Below are 17,028 nucleotides of genomic sequence, written 5' to 3' on the forward strand. Positions count from 1 at the left end.
GTCGCTGTCCTCTGGGAAAGAAATACAACAAAATTTAATAACAAAAATAACAGGCTTTGTTATTTTTCCCGGGGTTTGTCAAGAATCTTCGTTAAATCGCTGATTTTTGATATTTTTGCAGCGCAGCAATTGTCTGGACGTTGGCATTTTGCGCAGTTAATATCATGCCATTCGTTCATGTGTCTGGCATGATCGCTCTGGATCGTCTTGGAGGTGTATTTTGGTTACTTTGGAAACGCGTTCGGCAGTTGTGCTGCTTTTGTCGATTGGTCTGTTCTCTGCTGCGCATGCTGCTGACGAAGCGGCTCCGGCCCAGCCGGCGGCTGAAGCGACCGTGCCTTCGCTGAGCGCCCCGGGTGGGCGTGTTTCGGTGGTTGGCGGGGAGGCCACCACTGGCGCCGCTCAACGGGCAACCAGCGCCGGTTACGAGCTTGCTGGTTCCGGCTTGGGCAGTGCCTCACAGCAGGAAGAAGCCAACATCCTGACGGTTGCCGGCAAGGGCAAACCGCTGCGTTTCCAGAACGGCATCTTCGTCTATCCGACGGTTACCGTTGCCGCGGGTTACAACGATAACGTCGCCGGTACCTCGACCAACGAGAAGGGTTCCAAGATTTTCGTCATCCGCCCGGAAGTGGTCGCCGAGTTGAAGCGCCAGGGAGATCGCTACACCTTCAGCTACGCCGGTAACTTCGGCCACTACACCAGCTCCTCGTCCGACGATTTCAATCACAACGAAATCCTGCTGGCCGGTGACAACTACTTCACCAGCCGGGCTCGTCTGGGCTGGGGCGTTGGCTACTACTCGCGTTCCGATGCGCGCGGGTCGACCGATCGTGTTGCCAGCGATACGCCGGACCGCTGGCATGCGCCGATGGTCCGCCTGGTCGGTATCTACGGTGCCAAGGGCGCGCCCGGTCGTATCGAGCTCGAGACTGGCATGTTGCAGAAGCGCTACACCAACAATCGTGACGTGACGCGCAACTACGACGTCGACGTGACGACGCTTTCCGGCCGTTTTTTCTATCGCGTGCTGCCGCGCACCTCACTGGTTTTCGAGGCACGCAATACCTGGAACGACTACATTGCTTCCACCTCCACGCAGGACAACAGCTACCGCAAGCTGATGATGGGGGCGACCTGGGAGCTGTCGGCCAAGACCACCGGTGTCGTGAAGATCGGTCGCGCCAACAAGGATTACGATCTTGGCTCGCGTAACGATCCGTCGGCAACAACCTGGGAAGCCAGCCTGGCCTGGTCGCCGCTGACCTATTCCCGCTTCGATTTCGAAACGGCCCAGGACATCATGGATTCCAGCGGCGTCGGCAACTTCACCGATACGCGTAGCTGGACCGCCAACTGGACCCACAAGTGGGCCTCCTATGTCATGTCCAACGTCAATGCCGGCGTTGTCCGCTCCGATTACGACGGCATCGACCGTAACGACACGACCAAGAACTTCGGCGTCGGCTTCTTCCGCGAACTCGGCTACAACTTCCGCGCCGGTTTGAACTGGACTCGCACGAAGCGCGATTCGAACATCAACAACCTCGACTTCAAGCGTAACGTGTATATGCTGACGCTCGAAGCAGCACTTTGATCCAATCGTTGGCGGGGTTTCGGCAGATGTTTTTTCGTTGGTTGCTCGTTTTTTTCGTTTCGTTGAATCTGGCCTGGGCGCAGGGGCAGGAGACTGTTCCTTCGCTGTCCTCTGGTGGTGTGGTACCGGTACCGCTCGCGGCAACCGGCCTTTCCAACTACCGCCTTTCCTCGGGCGATGTGCTGTCGGTCCGGGTGCTTGGCGAAGAGGACCTGAGCAAGGAGAAGGTTCGGTTGACCGATGCCGGTACGGTTTCGTTGCCGGCGCTGGGTGAAGTGCGGGCCTTCGGGCTGACCGTCAGCGACCTCGAGAGGGCCGTCGAGGACGGCCTGCGTGGTCGTTACCTGGTCAATCCGAAAGTCTCGGTGAGCATCGACGAATACCGCCCGTTCTACATCAACGGGATGGTGGAAAAACCCGGTGGTTATCCCTATCAGCCGGGGTTGACGATCCGCAAGGCGGCTTCGCTGGCCGGTGGGTTCCGCGAGCGGGCCTCGCTCGCCAAGATCTTCATCATCCGCGAAAGCGATCCGTCGCAGACCTCGTCGAAAGCTGACTTGAACACGCTGGTTTTCCCTGGCGACATCGTCACGGTCGACGAGAGCTTTTTCTGATTTTTCAGAACAAGCCATTCCCGATAATTCTCCAATAGGCAATGTCGCAAGTGAGCGCCACAACCCCGTCCCCCGTTGCCGATTCCGCGGCACACAAACCGGTCTTCCTGCACGATCCCGAAGACCGCGAAGAAAAACTCGAACTGCTTGAATACTGGCGCAGCATCATCAAGCGCAAGAAACAGATTCTCGGTTTCGCCGTTGTGCTCGCCCTGCTGGCGATGGTTGTCGTCCTGGTGATGACGCCGATCTACCGTTCGACGGCGACGGTGCTGATTGAAGCCAACAAGTCCAAGGTTCTCTCGATCGAGGACGTCTATTCCGGGATTTCCCAGAACCGCGAGCATTTCCAGACCCAGGTCGAAATCCTGAAATCGCGCGAAGTGGCGATCAAGACCATCATCAAGCTCAAGCTTTGGGAGAACGAGGAGTTCGATCCGCGTCAAAACTCCGGTTCGCTACTGGCCAGCATCGGATTCGGCGACGATCCTCCCGAATGGACCGAGGCCTTGTTGGCGGAAGCCATCTTTGAGAATTTCTCGAAACGCTTGAATGTCGAGCCGGTCCGACTGAGCCAGTTGGCCAAGGTCAGCTTCGACTCCCGTGACCCGGCTTTGGCGGCGCGCGTTGCCAATGCGGTGTCGAATGTCTATATCGAGAAGGATCTCGAAGCCCGCTTCAACCTGACCCGTCAGGCCAGCACCTGGCTGCAGGATCAGCTGACCGATCTGCGTGCCAAGCTCAACCAGTCCGAGCGTGCCTTGCAGGAGTTCCGCGAGCAGGAAGGCATCGTCGATCTCAAGAGTGTGACGCAGAGCGGCGCCGGCCAGCAGATCGAGGAAGTCATGCGTCGCCTGGTCGAGGCACGGATGAAGCGTGCCGAAGCCGAGGGCGCTTACCAGCAGATCAAGCTGGCACCGAAGAACAGCGATCTCAGCACCTTGCCGGCAGTCTTGCGCAACCCGATCGTCGCCGACGCCAAGCGCGCCGAAGGGATCGCCGAGCGCAAGATCTCCGAAATCAGCCAGCGCTACGGCAAGGAGCACCCGAAATACCTGCAGGCCGAAAGCGAACTCGAATCGGCTCGTGACAACCTGCGTCGCCAGGTCGAGTCGGTGGTGGCCAGCGTGATTCGCGAATTCGAAGCTGCCCGCGCTACCGAAGCGACGCTCGAAGGCGTCCTCAACTCGGCCAAGGGCTCGGTGCGCCAGCTCAACCGCAAGGAAGGCGAGCTGAGCATCTACGAGCGCGAAGTCGAAGCCAACCGCCAGATGTACGACATGTTCATCAAGCGGACCAAGGAAACCAACGTCGCCGGCGATTTGCAGACGCCGATCGCGCGTATCGTCGATCCTGCCGTGCTTTCGGATAAGCCAGTCAAGCCGAAGAAGCTGCAGATCGTGCTCATCGCCTTCGTCCTGGGCGGTTTCCTCGGTGTGTTGGCGGCCTTGCTCCGCGATCGCCTCGATAACACCCTGAAATCGACCGAAGACGTCGAGGTCAAGCTCAAGCAGCCGATCCTCACGACCTTGCCGCTGTTGAGCAAGGAAGAGGTCGAGCGGACCAAGACTGCGCGCATTTTCCTCGATCAACCGAAGTCGATTTACTCGGAAGCCATCCGTACGGCGAGAACCGGTGTGTTGTTGTCCGGTATCGACCTGCCGCGGCGGACTCTGCTGGTTACCTCCAGCGTGCCGGGCGAAGGCAAGACGACCTTCTCGATCAACCTGGCGATTGCCCACGCGCACACCAAGAAAACCCTGCTGATCGACGCCGACATGCGCCGTCCGGCGGTTTCCAAGGGGCTTGAAATTCCGCCGGGTGCCAAGGGCTTGTCCAATTTTGTCGCCGGTACGGCAAGCTTGCAGGAATGCCTGGTGCCGGTCGAAGGCTCTTCGCTGATGCTAATGCCTTCCGGCACGGTGCCGCCGAACCCCCTTGAATTGCTGCTGTCGCAGCGCTTCAAGGACACGCTTGAGCACCTCGGCAAGCATTTCGAAGTCATCGTCATCGACTCGCCGCCGGTCGAACTGGTTTCCGATGCGCTGGTGATCTCGGCGCTGACCAATGGCACGATCTACGTGACCCGTGCCGAATCGACGCCTTACCAGATGGCGCGCAAGGGTATCCAGCGCATCCGTCGTGCCGACGGCCAGATTCTCGGCGTCGTGCTCAACCAGTTCGATGTCGCCAAGGCCGAAAAGTACTACGGTGATTATTCCGGTTACGGCAAGTACGGTTATGGCGAGGGCTATCAGGGCGCTTACGGAGCCAGCTACGGCGAGGAGCCGGGCAAGGGCTGAATGATCGGTTGCGGCGATAGGCGGATCGGAAGATGATCGACCTGCATTCCCACCTGCTGTTTGGCGTCGATGACGGCGCCCAGACGCTGGAAGAAAGCCTGGCACTGGCCCGGCATGCCGTCGCCGACGGCATCCGGGTTTCCGTCCTGACCCCGCATGTTCATCCGGGGCGCTACGAAAACTCACGCAAGAGCCTGCTGCCGCATGTCGGTGCCTTTCAGTCGGCGCTGGATGCGGCAGCGATTCCGTTGCAGGTGCGCCTTGGTGCCGAGGTCCGGATCGGCCTGGAGTCGCTCGAACTTCTTGCCGACGATGATGTGCCTTTCCTCGGTGAGGTCGGCGGCTATCGCGTGATGTTGCTCGAATTTCCCCACCAGACCATCCCGGTCGGGAGCCAGCAATTCATCGAACGTCTCCTGCAATGGAAGATCAGGCCCTTGATCGCCCATCCCGAGCGCAACAAGGCGATCATGGCGCAGCCGGAGCGGCTGTTGCCTTTCCTTGAGCTCGGTTGCTGGCTACAGGTCACGGCAGGCTCCATCGTCGGTCGGTTTGGCGACGCATCCCGCGCGGTTGCCCTCCAGCTTCTGAAAAATGGCTGGGTTCATGTCATCGCCACCGATGCCCACAACCTGCGCCATCGCCCTCCCGATTTGAGGGAAGGGGTCGATGCCGCGGCGGCGATCATCGGCGAGGCGGCTGCCTGGCGCATGGTCACGGAGCGGCCGGCAGAGATACTTGGGGTGAAGCTCACGTGAAGCAGAATGTCTCGCGCTGGATCGTACTGGCCGTGGTGGCGGCTTTTGCCGGGGTTTCGGTGGTGACGGCGCTCAATTACGCGCTCAGCGATACGGCGGTGCTCAAGGCTCGCGCCCAGATCGGCAAGTGGCAGAAAAGCACGCCTTCGCAACTCTCGGCCTGGGATATCGGCGGCGTTCGCAACGCTGTGCGCAATGGACAAAGACACCGACCGAACGATCCCAACCTGTACGAATACAACGGTTTCCTCTACGGTTTGCAGGCCATGGCCGCAGCCGATTTGCCGGAATTGCAGTACGGCATGCTCGACGAAGCAGCAGCCAATTATCGGCTGGCGATCCAGAATCGCCCGATGGCCCCCTACGCCTGGAGCAATCTTGCGCTTTCGCTGCATCGCCGCGAAGGCGACCGGGGGGAAATGTGGCAAGCCGTTGATCGCGCGATGAAATACGGCGCATACGAAGGCGGCGTTCGCTTGCAGCTGGCGACGGTGATCCTGGAACGCTGGGAGCAGGCGGGAGAAGCGCGTCAGGCTTGGATGCGACAGATTGCCAATGAAGCTGGCGGTGCCTCGGCGCGCAGGCTGCGGGCGTTGATCGTCGCCAGCGGCCAGGAATCCCTGATCCTCGCCAACTAGGCTTTACATCCGGCGTTCGCGCGCCAGCTTTTCGAGAAGCTCGCGCCACAGGCGAACGTTGGAGGCGCCGCCCTTGCGCGAGGCCCCCGAGGGCAACCACAGATCGTCGTCGTTGAAGCTGTAGACGGGCTCGAGGTCGGGGCGCTGCGAAGCCGGGCGCAACTCCGGCACCAGGTTGTCCATGATCAGCGGCTCGCTGTCCGGCGTCGGGTAGTAGGCCAGCACCATGTGCGCTTCGTCGATGGCCTTGGCCCGGACGTAGGTGATGCGCAGGCGTTCGATCGGAATGCCAAGCTCCTTCAGCGACAGGTACTTGGCAATCGAATAATCCTCGCAATCGCCGCCGTAGGAAGAGAGCATTTCAACCGGGGTCGCCCAGTAATCTTCTTGTCCCCAATGGCGTTGGTCGGTGTAGTAGGGGACCTGGTTGAAGAAGCTGTTCATCTTGCGCAGCGTTAGCGACTCGGCTGATTTCTCGCGGGCGATTGCGCCGGGGGCGTCGCTCTGGCGCATGTCATTGACCAGCCGTTGCCAGATCGACAGGCGCTTGGGGGCTTCGCTCGAGAAGCGCTGGCTGACGTAACGCAGAAGATTGTCGGAAAACGCCACCAGGCTGGCCGTAACCGGCGCAGCAACCGCCAGCAGCAGGATTGCGGCGGCGAGTCGTTTTCGATTGTCTTTGGCTTCAGGCATTTACGCGTATGTACTGTCGACTTGCGGATTGTACAGGCATGGTGCGCCAAAACAGGCTATGACCTTGGTTGTATTTGTGCTTTACCGGTTTCCGGGTAAATTCGTTCGGCTAATCTCCTGAGAAATTTCCTTGATTTTCTCCCCCCGTTTTTTTCTGGCCTGTCTCCTGGTTTTCGTCCTTTCCGGGTGTGCTTCGGTGTTCGATGCGCCCTACGAGGAGGAAGAGTCGTTGCGCGCCGAAAATCTTCCCGACGTCGAGCTCGAAGCTGAAGAATTCGTGCATGAAGGGGCGATCAAGACGGTTTACAGCGATATCTGGGCACGTATCCGGGCCGGCTTTGTCCTCGATTTGCCGGCTGGCGAAGAGAAGCGCATCGACGGCGTAGCCCGGCGCATGGCGGCCAGCGGCATCGTCGAGCGCATTGCCGAGCGCGGGGCGGGGCTGCTTTACTACGTCGTCGAAGCGGTCGGCGAGCGCGATCTGCCGATGGAGCTCGTCCTCGTGCCTTTCGTCGAGTCGGGATACTCCCTGCACGCGGCATCGCATGCGGAAGCGCATGGTGCCTGGCAGTTCATCGAGAGTACCGCCCGCAACTACGAGGTCGGCATCGACCGTTTCCGCGATGACCGGCGCAATCTGGTGGTTTCGACCCGGGCGGCCCTGGATTACCTGCAGGCACTGCACGGCATGTTCGGCGACTGGGCGTTGGCAATGGCGGCCTACAACTGCGGCGAACGCCGGGTCCAGGCCGAGCTTGACAAGGCCCGGCGGCGCGGTGTCGAGCACCCGGGATTCAAGGATATAGCGCGCTTCCTGCCCCAGGAAACCCGTGACTACGTGCCACGCATCTTCGCGGTCAGGGAAATCGTCGCCGAGCCTTCGCGTTACGCGGCCGAGTTGCCCGATATTCCGCATGCGCCGCAGTTCACCGTCGTCGAGATCCACCGCGACATCGATGTCGCCCTGGTCGCTCGTCTGGCAGGGATCACCCGGGAGGCGCTGGTTCGCTACAACCCCTCGCTGAGCGCGCCGGTGATCCTCGGGCGGCATCGCGTCAATCTGCTTCTGCCGCACGAAGCGGCGCTTGCGCTGCAGCGGAACATGGCAGCCCATCAGGGGCCATGGCTCACCTGGCGGATGGTCAAGATCACGCGGGCAGCCACGCCCCAGGAAATCGCCCAGCGCAACAAGATTGCGGTCAACGTGGTTCTCCAGGCCAATCCCCTGCCGGAAGGGCATCATTACGAGGTCGGTTCGACCCTGCTGTTACCGGCTGGGAGTCGCGGCAAGATCGACGAAAAGCTTGCCGAACGGGCCGTCTTGTTGACACGCGCATCGTCCGAATGCATGGTGGCGGCATGTAGCGGCGATGACAGCCCGACTGTCCCTCCTGCAACGGTCAACGGATTGCCACGGCGGTAAACGGACCATGCCCGAATCTCCACATCTGCTCGCAAATGCGCGCATCCTGATCGTCCATGGCGATCAGGAGGCCCTGGCTCGATTGAGCGCGCTGGTGTCGGCTTACGTTCGCGAAGTGGTGGTGGCGCACGATGTCGTCGAAGGCATTGATTGCTGGTGCCGGAGCGATCCGGACGTTGCCATCGTGGCCACCCCGCTGGCTGGCGCCGATGCGCTGCCGATGTGCGACAAGATCCGCGAGATGGATCCCGATGCCGCGCTGATGATTCTCTCGGCCGCGTCGGATATCGACCTGATGCACAGGATCGTCCGTGCCGGTATCGATGCTCATCTGCCAACGCCGGTCGATCCGCTGCTGCTGATCGAGTCGCTGTCGCGCTGCCTGCGTGACCGGCAGCGCGTCCTCGACCTGAAAATGGCCAGCATGGTCTTCGAGGTGGCCAACGAAGGCATTCTCGTCACCGACGAACAGACCAGGATTCTTGCAGTGAATCCGGCGTTCACCCAGCTCACCGGTTACAAGCCGGAAGAGGTGATCGGCCAGCGGACGAGCATCCTGGCGTCTGGTCTGCATGGCCCGGAGTTCTACCGCAGCATGTGGGAGAACCTGCTCACGCACGGGCGCTGGGCCGGCGAGCTGACCAACCGGCGCAAGGATGGCACGCTCTACCAGCAGTGGCTGTCGATCGCTGCCGTCGATGGCGAAGTCGGCACGCCGCGGCGCCTGGTCGGGCTGGTGTCCGACATCACCGAGCGCAAGCGCGAGGAAGAGCGCATGCGCCGGATGGCGCATTTCGACGACCTCACCGGCTTGCCCAACCGGGTGCTGTTCGTCGACCGCCTGCAGCGGTCGATGGCCCGTGCCCGGCGTTATCGCCACAAGCTGGGGCTGCTCTATCTCGATCTCGATCATTTCAAGAAGATCAACGACACCTGGGGGCACGCCGCCGGCGACGAGGTGCTGAAGGTGGCTGCAGCGCGCATGATCCAGGTCTTGCGCCAGAGCGATACGGTCAGTCGCCGGGGCGGCGACGAGTTCGTGCTCATCGTCGAACACGAGGAATCTTCGGAAAACCTCGGGCGCATCTGCAAGAAGCTGCTGCTCGAACTCGACCGGCCGATCGTCTACGAGCAGCACAGCCTGCACATCGGGGCGAGCATCGGCGTCGCGGTTTACCCGGACGATGCCGAAGATCCCGACGAGCTGCTGGCCGCGGCCGATGTGGCGCTCTACGAAGCCAAGGCCGCCGGGCGGGCAGGGTATCGTTTCTTCAACCCGGGCCTGCAACCGCGTTTCCTCGGGCGCATTGAAATGGAGCGGGCGCTGCGCGCCGGCATCGAGGACTGGCGCTACACGCTGCGCTACCTGCCGGAAGTCTCGCTGAAGACCGGGCAGGTCGAGTCGATCGAGGCGCTGCTGCGGTTCCAGCACCCGGAAATGGGGCTGCTCGACGCCGGCCGTTTCCTGGAAATCGCCGAAGAGATCGGGATCATGCCCGAACTCGGGCGCAAGGCGCTGGCCCAGGCCGCTGCCGAACTGAATGCGCTCGACGGCAACCTGGGCCTGGTCATTGATCTCTCGTCGCATCAGTTGTCGACCCCGGACGGCGTTTCGCACCTGCTGGAAACGCTGGCGATTGCCGGGGTGCCGACCAGCCGGGTGACTTTCGAGTGTTCGGAATCGGTGCTGACCGGCAACGAGCGTGCCGTCAAGAATCTGCTCAAGCTTGCCGATTCCGGCTGCCGCTTCTCGCTCGACGACTTTGGCGCCGGTTATTGCTCGTTTGCGTTGCTCAGCCAGTTGCCGATGCACTCGATCAAGATCGACCGCTCGTTCACCAGCGAAATCGTGCACAACCGGCAGATGCGCGACCTGGTTTCGGCGCTTGTTGCCTTTGCACAACGTCTCGGCGTGCGGGCGGTGGCCGAGGGTGTGGAGACCACCGCGCAGATCGAAATCCTCCGCCAGATCGGCTGCGATGCCGCTCAGGGCTACGTTTTCGGACGCCCGTTCAGCTTCGAGGACTGGCGCGATCGTGCTGCGGCGCAGCAAGACCTTTTCGGGCAGGATTTTGCCTGTTGAAATGCGTTGTATTGAAACGAAAAATTTTGTTCGTTTATGCCATGGCGAAGTTGACGAAATTCAGGACGCAGTGATAATCTCCGCCCGTACATAGACCTAACAGGGGTGTCTCCATGAAGAAAATTTCCAAGCTCGTTGTCCTCGCAGGCGCAGCGTTCACCAGCTTCGGTGCGCTGGCTGCTTTCTCTTCCAGCATGTCGCTGAGCCAAGTCGATAACGAAGTTCGGGCCGCGTTTTCGCGTGGTGAATCCCTGAACTCGGTCGCTGGCGGTGCGCGTTCGGCGGGTGTTGCGCCGTCGTGGATCGTTTCCTCGATGATCGGCCAGGGCAAGGATTCCTGCTCCGTCGTTACCGCCGCCGTTTCGGCCGGTTACGATGCCAACCAGGTGATCAGCGCGGCTTCGGTTAGCGGTGCCAGCTCTTCCAGCCTGGTTTCCTGCGCCATCGCCGGCGGTGCCGACCCGACGACCATCACGGCTGCTACCGCAGCTGGTGGCGGCGGCGGCGGTTCTGGCGTTCCGGGTGGCGGCTTCGGTTTCAGCGCCCCGGCCACGTTCCAGATTCCTGGTGGTGGTGGCAGCATCAGCCGCTCCTGAGTTCTTCCAGTTTCAGAAAATGGCAGCCTTGGGCTGCCATTTTTTTTGAGGGTAAGTCATGACCTTGCGCAGGCAGTTGTTTCTTGGGATCTCGTTGATCTTTCTCGGAGCGTTCGTCGGGCTGGCCTTGCTCGGCGTATCGGGAACGCGGCAGTACCTTGAGGAACAGTTGGGCTCGCACGCCCAGGATGCTGCGTCGTCGCTGGTGCATCCGCTGTCGCAATCGCTTGGTGCCGGTGACCGGACGCTGGCGGAAACCCAGGTGGCAACGTTGTTCGACCGTGGCTATTTCCAGCGGATCGCCGTGCTGGGCAATGACGGCAAAGTCGTTGTCGAGCGCGAGTTGCCGGCCAAGATCGACGCCGTGCCGCTGTGGTTTTCGTCTTGGCTGACGCTCGAAGCCCAACCGGGCGAGGCTTTTCTTGCCTCCGGCTGGCGGCAGCTGGGCAAGGTCGTGGTGATTTCGCAGCCGACCCACGCCTATCAATACCTGTGGCAATCGGCACTGGAAATCTCGGGCTGGATGTTTCTCGCCTACCTGCTGGCGCTGTGGCTGACGCGCATGGTGCTGCGCTGGATTCTCAACCCGCTTTCGGCCATCGAGCGTTCGGCGCTCGAAATCCAGCAGAAGCACTTCGGCCAGATTGCCGTCAAGCCGAAGGCGCTCGAGCTCTCGCGCGTGGTGCGGGCGATGAACGACATGTCGCGCAAGATTTCGGAGTTTCTCGACGCCGAATCGAAAAAGGCCGAGCAGTTCCGCCGCGAGGCCTACCAGGACGAGGTCACCGGCCTCGACAACCGACGCAGCTTCGACCTGCGTCTGGCGCAGGCGCTGAATGGCGAAATCGAGTTTTCCGACGCCGCGCTGATCGGCGTCGACATCAACAACCTCAAGCACTTCAACACCGAAGCCAGCTATCGCCAGGGCGACCAGTTCCTTGCTTCGATTGCCGCGGCGGCCCGTGAAATCCTCGGCGAGCAGGCATCGATCCTGTGCCGTATCGGTGGCAGCTCGTTCGGTTTTGTCGTCTTCGACCGCGACCAGATGACGCTCTCCGCCCTTGGCCGGCAATTGCGCGACCGGCTGCAAGGCATCTTCGATACGGTCGACGGCGCCGGCGAGGATTTTTCCTTCAGCATCGGGATGATCCATTTCCAGCATGGCGACACGCGCGGGCGCGTGCTTTCGCGCCTTGACCTGGCGATCGAAAGCGCCCGCCAGTCGGGGCGTAATGCCCTGCAGTACGTGGTCGAGGTCGGTGCATCGGAAGCGGCCATGGGCTCGATGGCCTGGCGCGAGCTGATCCGCAATGCGCTCGCCGAAAACCGCTGGACGCTGCTGGGCCAGCCGGTCGTTTCGCTCTCCAGCGGGGAGGTGATGCAACAGGAAATCATGACCCGCCTGGTCGGCGACGACGGCGAGCTGGTGCCGGCCTCGGTCTTCCTGCCGATGGCGATGCGCCACAAGCTGATGCCCGAGATCGACCAGGCGTTGCTCTCGCTGGTTTTCCGCAAGCTGGAAGAACGCCAGGGGCAGGAGCCGGTCAACCTCGCCGTCAATCTTTCCAACCAGAGCCTGGAAAACCGCGACTTCATGAACTGGCTGGCCGGGCGCCTGGCGCAGGTGCGCAAGCACGGTGTCCAGCTATCGTTCGAGCTGACCGAATACGGCTGTTCGCTCGACCTCGACGCGAGCCGCGCCTTTGTCGACATGCTGCGCGCGCACCAGGTGCGTTTCGGCATCGATCACTTCGGCCTGGCGCCGACTTCGCTGCAACTGTTGCGCGAACTGCCGCCCGACTACGTCAAGCTCGACGTTGGCCTGATCAGCGAAGTGGCCCAGAACGAAACGGCGCGCGCGCTGTTGCGCTCGATCGTTTCGCTGGCTTCGTCGCTCGAAGTCGAGGTGATTGCGCAAGGCGTCGAAAGCGCCAGCCAGGTCGACATGCTGCTCAGCGATTCGGTCACCGGCGGGCAGGGCTATCACTTTGGTGCGCCCTCGGCCGAACGCGGCGAATTCACCTGAATGGACGATTGGCTGTAATACGCGAGCGCTAGGCTGGCATTGCCTCGGCAATGCCGCGTGGTTTCTGGTTGCCTTTGCCGTTGGCATCTTGTCCAACTGCAAAGGCCGCCACCATGAAAATCGCCATCGCCGGGACCGGTTACGTCGGTCTCTCCAATGCTGTCCTGCTCGCCCAGCATAATGAAGTCGTCGCCCTCGACATCCTGCCCGCCAAGGTGGATATGCTCAACCGGCGAGAATCGCCGATCGTCGACGCCGAAATCGAGGATTTCCTCGCCAACAAGCCGCTCAACCTGAAAGCCACGCTCGACAAGCGCGAGGCTTTTACCGGTGCCGATTTCGTGGTCATTGCCACGCCCACCGATTACGACCCGGAAACCAACTACTTCAACACCACCTCGGTAGAAGCGGTGATCCGCGACGTGCTGGCGATCAATCCGGACGCCACCATGGTGATCAAATCGACCGTTCCCGTCGGCTACACGCAAAAGGTGCGCGAGGCCTTCACGCTGGCCCAGGGGCGCACGGTCAACCTCATTTTTTCGCCGGAATTCCTGCGCGAAGGCAAGGCGCTGTACGACAACCTGCATCCCTCGCGTATCATCGTCGGCGAACGCAGCGCCCGTGCCGAAGCCTTTGCCGGCCTGCTCAAGCAAGGGGCGATCAAGCAGGACGTGCCGGTGCTGTTCACCGAAAGCACCGAGGCCGAGGCGGTCAAGCTGTTTTCCAACACCTACCTGGCGATGCGCGTTGCCTACTTCAACGAGCTCGATACCTATGCTGCCACGCACGGGCTGGATACGCGCCAGATCATCGAGGGCGTCTGCCTCGATCCGCGCATCGGCAACCACTACAACAACCCCAGTTTCGGCTACGGCGGCTACTGCCTGCCCAAGGACACCAGGCAGCTGCTGGCCAACTACCGCGAAGTGCCGCAGAACCTGATCCACGCGATTGTCGAAGCCAACACCACGCGCAAGGATTTCATCGCCTTCGACATCATCAAGAAGAACCCCAAGGTGGTTGGCGTCTATCGCCTGGTGATGAAGGCCGGTTCCGACAATTTCCGCGCTTCCAGCATCCAGGGAATCATGAAGCGGCTGAAGGCGAGGGGAATAGAAGTCATCGTGTATGAGCCGGTGCTGACGCATGACGAGTTCTTCCGGTCACCGGTAATCAACAGCCTGGAAGAGTTCAAGCGCAGAGCTGACATCATTCTGGCAAACCGATTGACTGAGGAAATCGGGGATGTGTCAGGAAAGGTCTACAGCCGGGATTTGTTCGGGGAGGATTGAACTGTTTTCGTTGATCGCGGACTTGAGTTTGTTCAACTCGATGAAGCAAGGATTTTGCTAAATCCATGATGTTTTTCGACGGCTTTGATAGATAGATTATGCCTTTCGGCATAGTGGCTTATGCATGTATGCTGCACTGCAAAATATTTCTTTATCATCGCTTGTACGGGTGGCAAAATCAGGCTGCTGCCCTGAAAAATAGCGCGTTCTGCATGCACAAATTTGAGGCGGCAATGTATCGACCAACTAAGATTTTGAGAACATGGCCAATCAAACAAAAGAGTATGTGGCCGGACATAGGGGAATGGTCGATTCGGCCATGGTCCGGCGAGATTTTGGGCACTATGAAGAGCCTGCGCGAATGTCTTTTGCTCGTAGGGGGCAAGCATGAGCATCCTCGTCACCGGAGCTGCAGGCTTCATTGGAAGCAATTTCGTCCTCGACTGGCTTTCGCAGGATAACGAGACGGTCATCAATCTCGATGCCCTGACTTACGCTGGTAATCGCGAAAATCTTGCCAGCCTCGAAGAGAATCCCGCTCATATTTTTGTTCGTGGCAGCATCGCCGATTTCGACTTGGTTGCCAAACTGCTTGCGGAACATGCGCCGCGAGCGGTGATCAATTTTGCCGCCGAATCGCACGTCGACCGTAGCATCCACGGGCCTGAAGATTTCATCCAGACGAATATCGTCGGCACATTCCGGTTATTGGAAGCGGTAAGGGCATATCACGGTCGACTGCCTGAAAATGAGAAAAACCGTTTTCGCTTTCTGCACGTTTCAACCGATGAAGTGTACGGCTCGTTGAACAAAGATGATGCGGCCTTTACCGAGACTAATCGCTACGAGCCAAACAGCCCGTACTCGGCGAGCAAGGCAGCTTCCGACCACTTGGTTCGCGCCTATCACCACACCTACGGTCTGCCGGTGCTGACCACCAACTGTTCGAACAACTACGGCCCCTACCATTTCCCGGAAAAACTGATTCCGCTGTGCATCCACAACGCGCTAGCCGGCAAGCCGTTGCCGATCTACGGTGATGGCCAGCAGATTCGCGACTGGCTGTACGTCAAGGATCATTGCAGCGCCATTCGCCGTGTGCTTGAAGCTGGGAAACTTGGCGAGGTGTACAACGTTGGTGGCTGGAACGAGAAAGCCAATCTCGACGTCGTTCACACGCTGTGCGCGATTCTTGACGAACTCAGCCCGCGCGCCGACGGCCAGTCGTACCGGACGCAGATCACCTTCGTCACCGACCGTCCGGGGCACGACCGCCGTTACGCAATCGATGCGACGAAACTCGAGCGCGAGCTCGGCTGGAAGCCGGCCGAAACCTTCGAAACCGGCATCCGCAAGACAGTACAGTGGTATCTGGACAACCAGGCCTGGGTCAATAACGTCACCAGCGGCGCTTACAAACAGTGGCTCGGCAAACAATACGGAGCCGCCGCATGAAAATCCTGCTTACCGGAAAAAACGGCCAAGTTGGTTTTGAACTGCAACGTGCCCTGGCACCGCTGGGCGAAGTGGTTGCAGTTGATATGGAAGACTGCGACCTTGGCAACCCGGAAGCCATCCGGGCACTGGTGCGTAGCGTAAAGCCGCAAATCATCGTCAATCCCGCTGCCTATACAGCAGTGGACAAAGCGGAAGCGGACCAGGCAACGGCTTACGCGGTCAACGCCACTGCGCCCGGCATTTTTGGCGAAGAAGCGGCCAAACTGCAGGCCCTGGTTGTCCATTACTCCACGGATTACGTATTCGATGGCACCAAGCCGGAGCCATATACTGAAGACGACGAACCCAACCCGCAGAGCGTCTATGGCAAAAGCAAGCGCCTGGGCGAAGAAGCCCTGCAAGCCAGCGGTGCCGACCATCTGATCTTTCGAACCAGCTGGGTATTTGGCGCGCACGGCGGCAACTTTGCCAAAACCATGCTCAAACTGGCCGGTGAGCGGGAAAGCCTGAATGTTGTCGCCGACCAATGGGGGGCGCCCACCTCTGCGCCGTTGATTGCTGATGTAACTGCCCAGATCCTTGCGCAATACAAAAAGCGGCAGGAGAGGGAGGGCTTCCCGTTTGGTATTTACAACCTGGTGGCGGCAGGAGAAACCAACTGGTGCGAGTACGCCAAGGCTGTCATTGCCTCTGCCAACGCAGCGGGCAAAGTGCTCAAGCTGGGTCCGGATGACATCCATCCGATCACCACCGCCGAATATCCCGTTCCGGCATCCCGTCCGGCCAATTCCCGATTGAATACCAGCAAACTGAAAAGCAGGTTCGGTATCAATCTGCCGGATTGGCAAGAAGGCCTGGAACACGTACTACGCAGAATTCTCTGATCCTACCGACCATGAAAATCACCCCAACCCAGATTGCCGACGTACTACTGATTGAGCCCCGTGTTTTTGGTGACGACCGGGGCTTTTTCTACGAAAGCTTCAACCAGAAAGCATTCGAAGAGGCCACCGGCATCAATCTGCCATTTGTGCAGGATAACCATTCGAAAAGCAGCAGGGGCGTATTGCGCGGACTGCACTATCAACTTGCCCCGCATGCCCAGGGCAAACTGGTTCGCGTTGTTCAAGGTGAAGTGTTCGATGTGGCTGTAGACATCCGCAAGGATTCAAAAACCTTCGGCCAATGGGTAGGCGTTCATCTATCGGCAGAGAACAAACAACAACTCTGGATTCCCCCTGGCTTGGCGCATGGCTTTGTCGTGCTCAGCGAAACAGCCGAGTTTCTCTACAAAACCACCGACTACTACGCCCCACAAGCCGAGCGCAGCTTGCGCTGGAACGATCCAACGCTGGCCATTGACTGGCCGCTTGATGGCGAGCCCCTGCTGGCCGAGAAAGACCGTAACGGTCATTCATTTAACGAACTGTGAGAACGAATATGCGTAAAGGCATCATCCTCGCCGGCGGTTCCGGCACCCGGCTCTACCCGGTGACGCTGGCGGTTTCCAAGCAGCTGCTGCCGATCCACGACAAGCCGATGAT

Annotated in this window: 16 protein-coding genes; 14 read left to right on the top strand and 2 right to left on the bottom strand. The window is 60.1% G+C overall.

What is annotated here, in order from left to right; translation table 11 throughout:
• The first annotated feature begins 445 nt into the window (after nucleotides 1-445).
• From DFR40_RS16780 to DFR40_RS16800, 5 genes are read left to right on the top strand one after another with little or no spacing between them, the layout of a single operon-like run.
• Nucleotides 446-1,597 carry an outer membrane beta-barrel protein gene (locus DFR40_RS16780; RefSeq protein ID WP_170160259.1) on the top strand — a complete coding sequence of 384 codons (1,152 nt, stop codon included), beginning with the start codon at nucleotides 446-448 and terminating at the stop codon, nucleotides 1,595-1,597.
• Nucleotides 1,594-2,211 carry a polysaccharide biosynthesis/export family protein gene (locus DFR40_RS16785; protein WP_211329827.1) on the top strand — a complete coding sequence of 206 codons (618 nt, stop codon included), beginning with the start codon at nucleotides 1,594-1,596 and terminating at the stop codon, nucleotides 2,209-2,211. Before DFR40_RS16780 ends, DFR40_RS16785 begins: the two co-directional genes overlap by 4 nt.
• A 50-nt stretch (nucleotides 2,212-2,261) precedes the next feature.
• Nucleotides 2,262-4,514, top strand: coding sequence for a GumC family protein (locus DFR40_RS16790; protein ID WP_170160260.1), 2,253 nt, complete (start codon nucleotides 2,262-2,264; stop codon nucleotides 4,512-4,514).
• 32 nt (nucleotides 4,515-4,546) lie between these two features.
• Entirely contained in the window at nucleotides 4,547-5,272 is a 726-nt protein-coding gene (locus DFR40_RS16795) for a tyrosine-protein phosphatase (protein WP_121459647.1), read from the top strand.
• The gene (locus tag DFR40_RS16800; protein ID WP_121459648.1) at nucleotides 5,269-5,910 is read left to right on the top strand and encodes a hypothetical protein; all 642 of its coding nucleotides are present in this window, start codon (nucleotides 5,269-5,271) and stop codon (nucleotides 5,908-5,910) included. Before DFR40_RS16795 ends, DFR40_RS16800 begins: the two co-directional genes overlap by 4 nt.
• A gap of 3 nt (nucleotides 5,911-5,913) precedes the next feature.
• Here the strand turns inward: DFR40_RS16800 and DFR40_RS16805 are convergent, their stop codons facing one another.
• On the bottom strand, nucleotides 5,914-6,603 hold the full coding sequence (locus DFR40_RS16805) for a transglutaminase-like cysteine peptidase (protein ID WP_211329828.1): 690 nt from the start codon (nucleotides 6,601-6,603) through the stop codon (nucleotides 5,914-5,916).
• A 196-nt stretch (nucleotides 6,604-6,799) separates the two neighbouring features.
• Between DFR40_RS16805 and DFR40_RS16810 the strand changes: the two genes are divergently transcribed.
• From DFR40_RS16810 to DFR40_RS16830, 5 genes are all read left to right on the top strand, one after another.
• Nucleotides 6,800-8,026 (top strand): transglycosylase SLT domain-containing protein, encoded by a 1,227-nt coding sequence (locus tag DFR40_RS16810; RefSeq protein WP_121459649.1) that lies wholly within the window; start codon nucleotides 6,800-6,802, stop codon nucleotides 8,024-8,026.
• 7 nt (nucleotides 8,027-8,033) lie between these two features.
• Nucleotides 8,034-10,109 carry a putative bifunctional diguanylate cyclase/phosphodiesterase gene (locus DFR40_RS16815; protein ID WP_170160261.1) on the top strand — a complete coding sequence of 692 codons (2,076 nt, stop codon included), beginning with the start codon at nucleotides 8,034-8,036 and terminating at the stop codon, nucleotides 10,107-10,109.
• A 113-nt stretch (nucleotides 10,110-10,222) separates the two neighbouring features.
• Nucleotides 10,223-10,705 (top strand): hypothetical protein, encoded by a 483-nt coding sequence (locus DFR40_RS16820; protein WP_121459651.1) that lies wholly within the window; start codon nucleotides 10,223-10,225, stop codon nucleotides 10,703-10,705.
• Nucleotides 10,706-10,799: 94 nt separating this feature from the next.
• Nucleotides 10,800-12,731: a bifunctional diguanylate cyclase/phosphodiesterase gene (locus tag DFR40_RS16825; protein ID WP_170160262.1), complete on the top strand. Its 1,932-nt coding sequence runs from the start codon at nucleotides 10,800-10,802 to the stop codon at nucleotides 12,729-12,731.
• Nucleotides 12,732-12,844: 113 nt separating this feature from the next.
• Nucleotides 12,845-14,026, top strand: a complete 1,182-nt coding sequence (locus DFR40_RS16830; protein WP_121459653.1) for a nucleotide sugar dehydrogenase — start codon at nucleotides 12,845-12,847, stop codon at nucleotides 14,024-14,026.
• Nucleotides 14,027-14,058: 32 nt separating this feature from the next.
• On the opposite strand, the gene DFR40_RS17085 is transcribed toward DFR40_RS16830, so the two are convergent.
• Entirely contained in the window at nucleotides 14,059-14,415 is a 357-nt protein-coding gene (locus DFR40_RS17085) for a hypothetical protein (RefSeq protein WP_147431351.1), read from the bottom strand.
• On the opposite strand from DFR40_RS17085, the gene rfbB reads away from it, so the two are divergent.
• The 4 genes from rfbB to DFR40_RS16850 all read left to right on the top strand — a co-directional run.
• Nucleotides 14,414-15,481, top strand: a complete 1,068-nt coding sequence (rfbB, locus tag DFR40_RS16835; protein ID WP_121459654.1) for a dTDP-glucose 4,6-dehydratase — start codon at nucleotides 14,414-14,416, stop codon at nucleotides 15,479-15,481. The genes DFR40_RS17085 and rfbB overlap by 2 nt on opposite strands.
• Nucleotides 15,478-16,368, top strand: a complete 891-nt coding sequence (rfbD, locus tag DFR40_RS16840; protein ID WP_121459655.1) for a dTDP-4-dehydrorhamnose reductase — start codon at nucleotides 15,478-15,480, stop codon at nucleotides 16,366-16,368. Before rfbB ends, rfbD begins: the two co-directional genes overlap by 4 nt.
• An 11-nt stretch (nucleotides 16,369-16,379) precedes the next feature.
• Nucleotides 16,380-16,916, top strand: coding sequence for a dTDP-4-dehydrorhamnose 3,5-epimerase (gene rfbC, locus DFR40_RS16845; protein WP_121459656.1), 537 nt, complete (start codon nucleotides 16,380-16,382; stop codon nucleotides 16,914-16,916).
• An 8-nt stretch (nucleotides 16,917-16,924) separates the two neighbouring features.
• Nucleotides 16,925-17,028, top strand: a 104-nt coding sequence (locus DFR40_RS16850) for a sugar phosphate nucleotidyltransferase (protein ID WP_245985733.1), incomplete at its 3' end; no start/stop codon positions are given.

Source organism: Azonexus fungiphilus, from assembly GCF_003634965.1.
Classification (GTDB): domain Bacteria; phylum Pseudomonadota; class Gammaproteobacteria; order Burkholderiales; family Rhodocyclaceae; genus Azonexus; species Azonexus fungiphilus.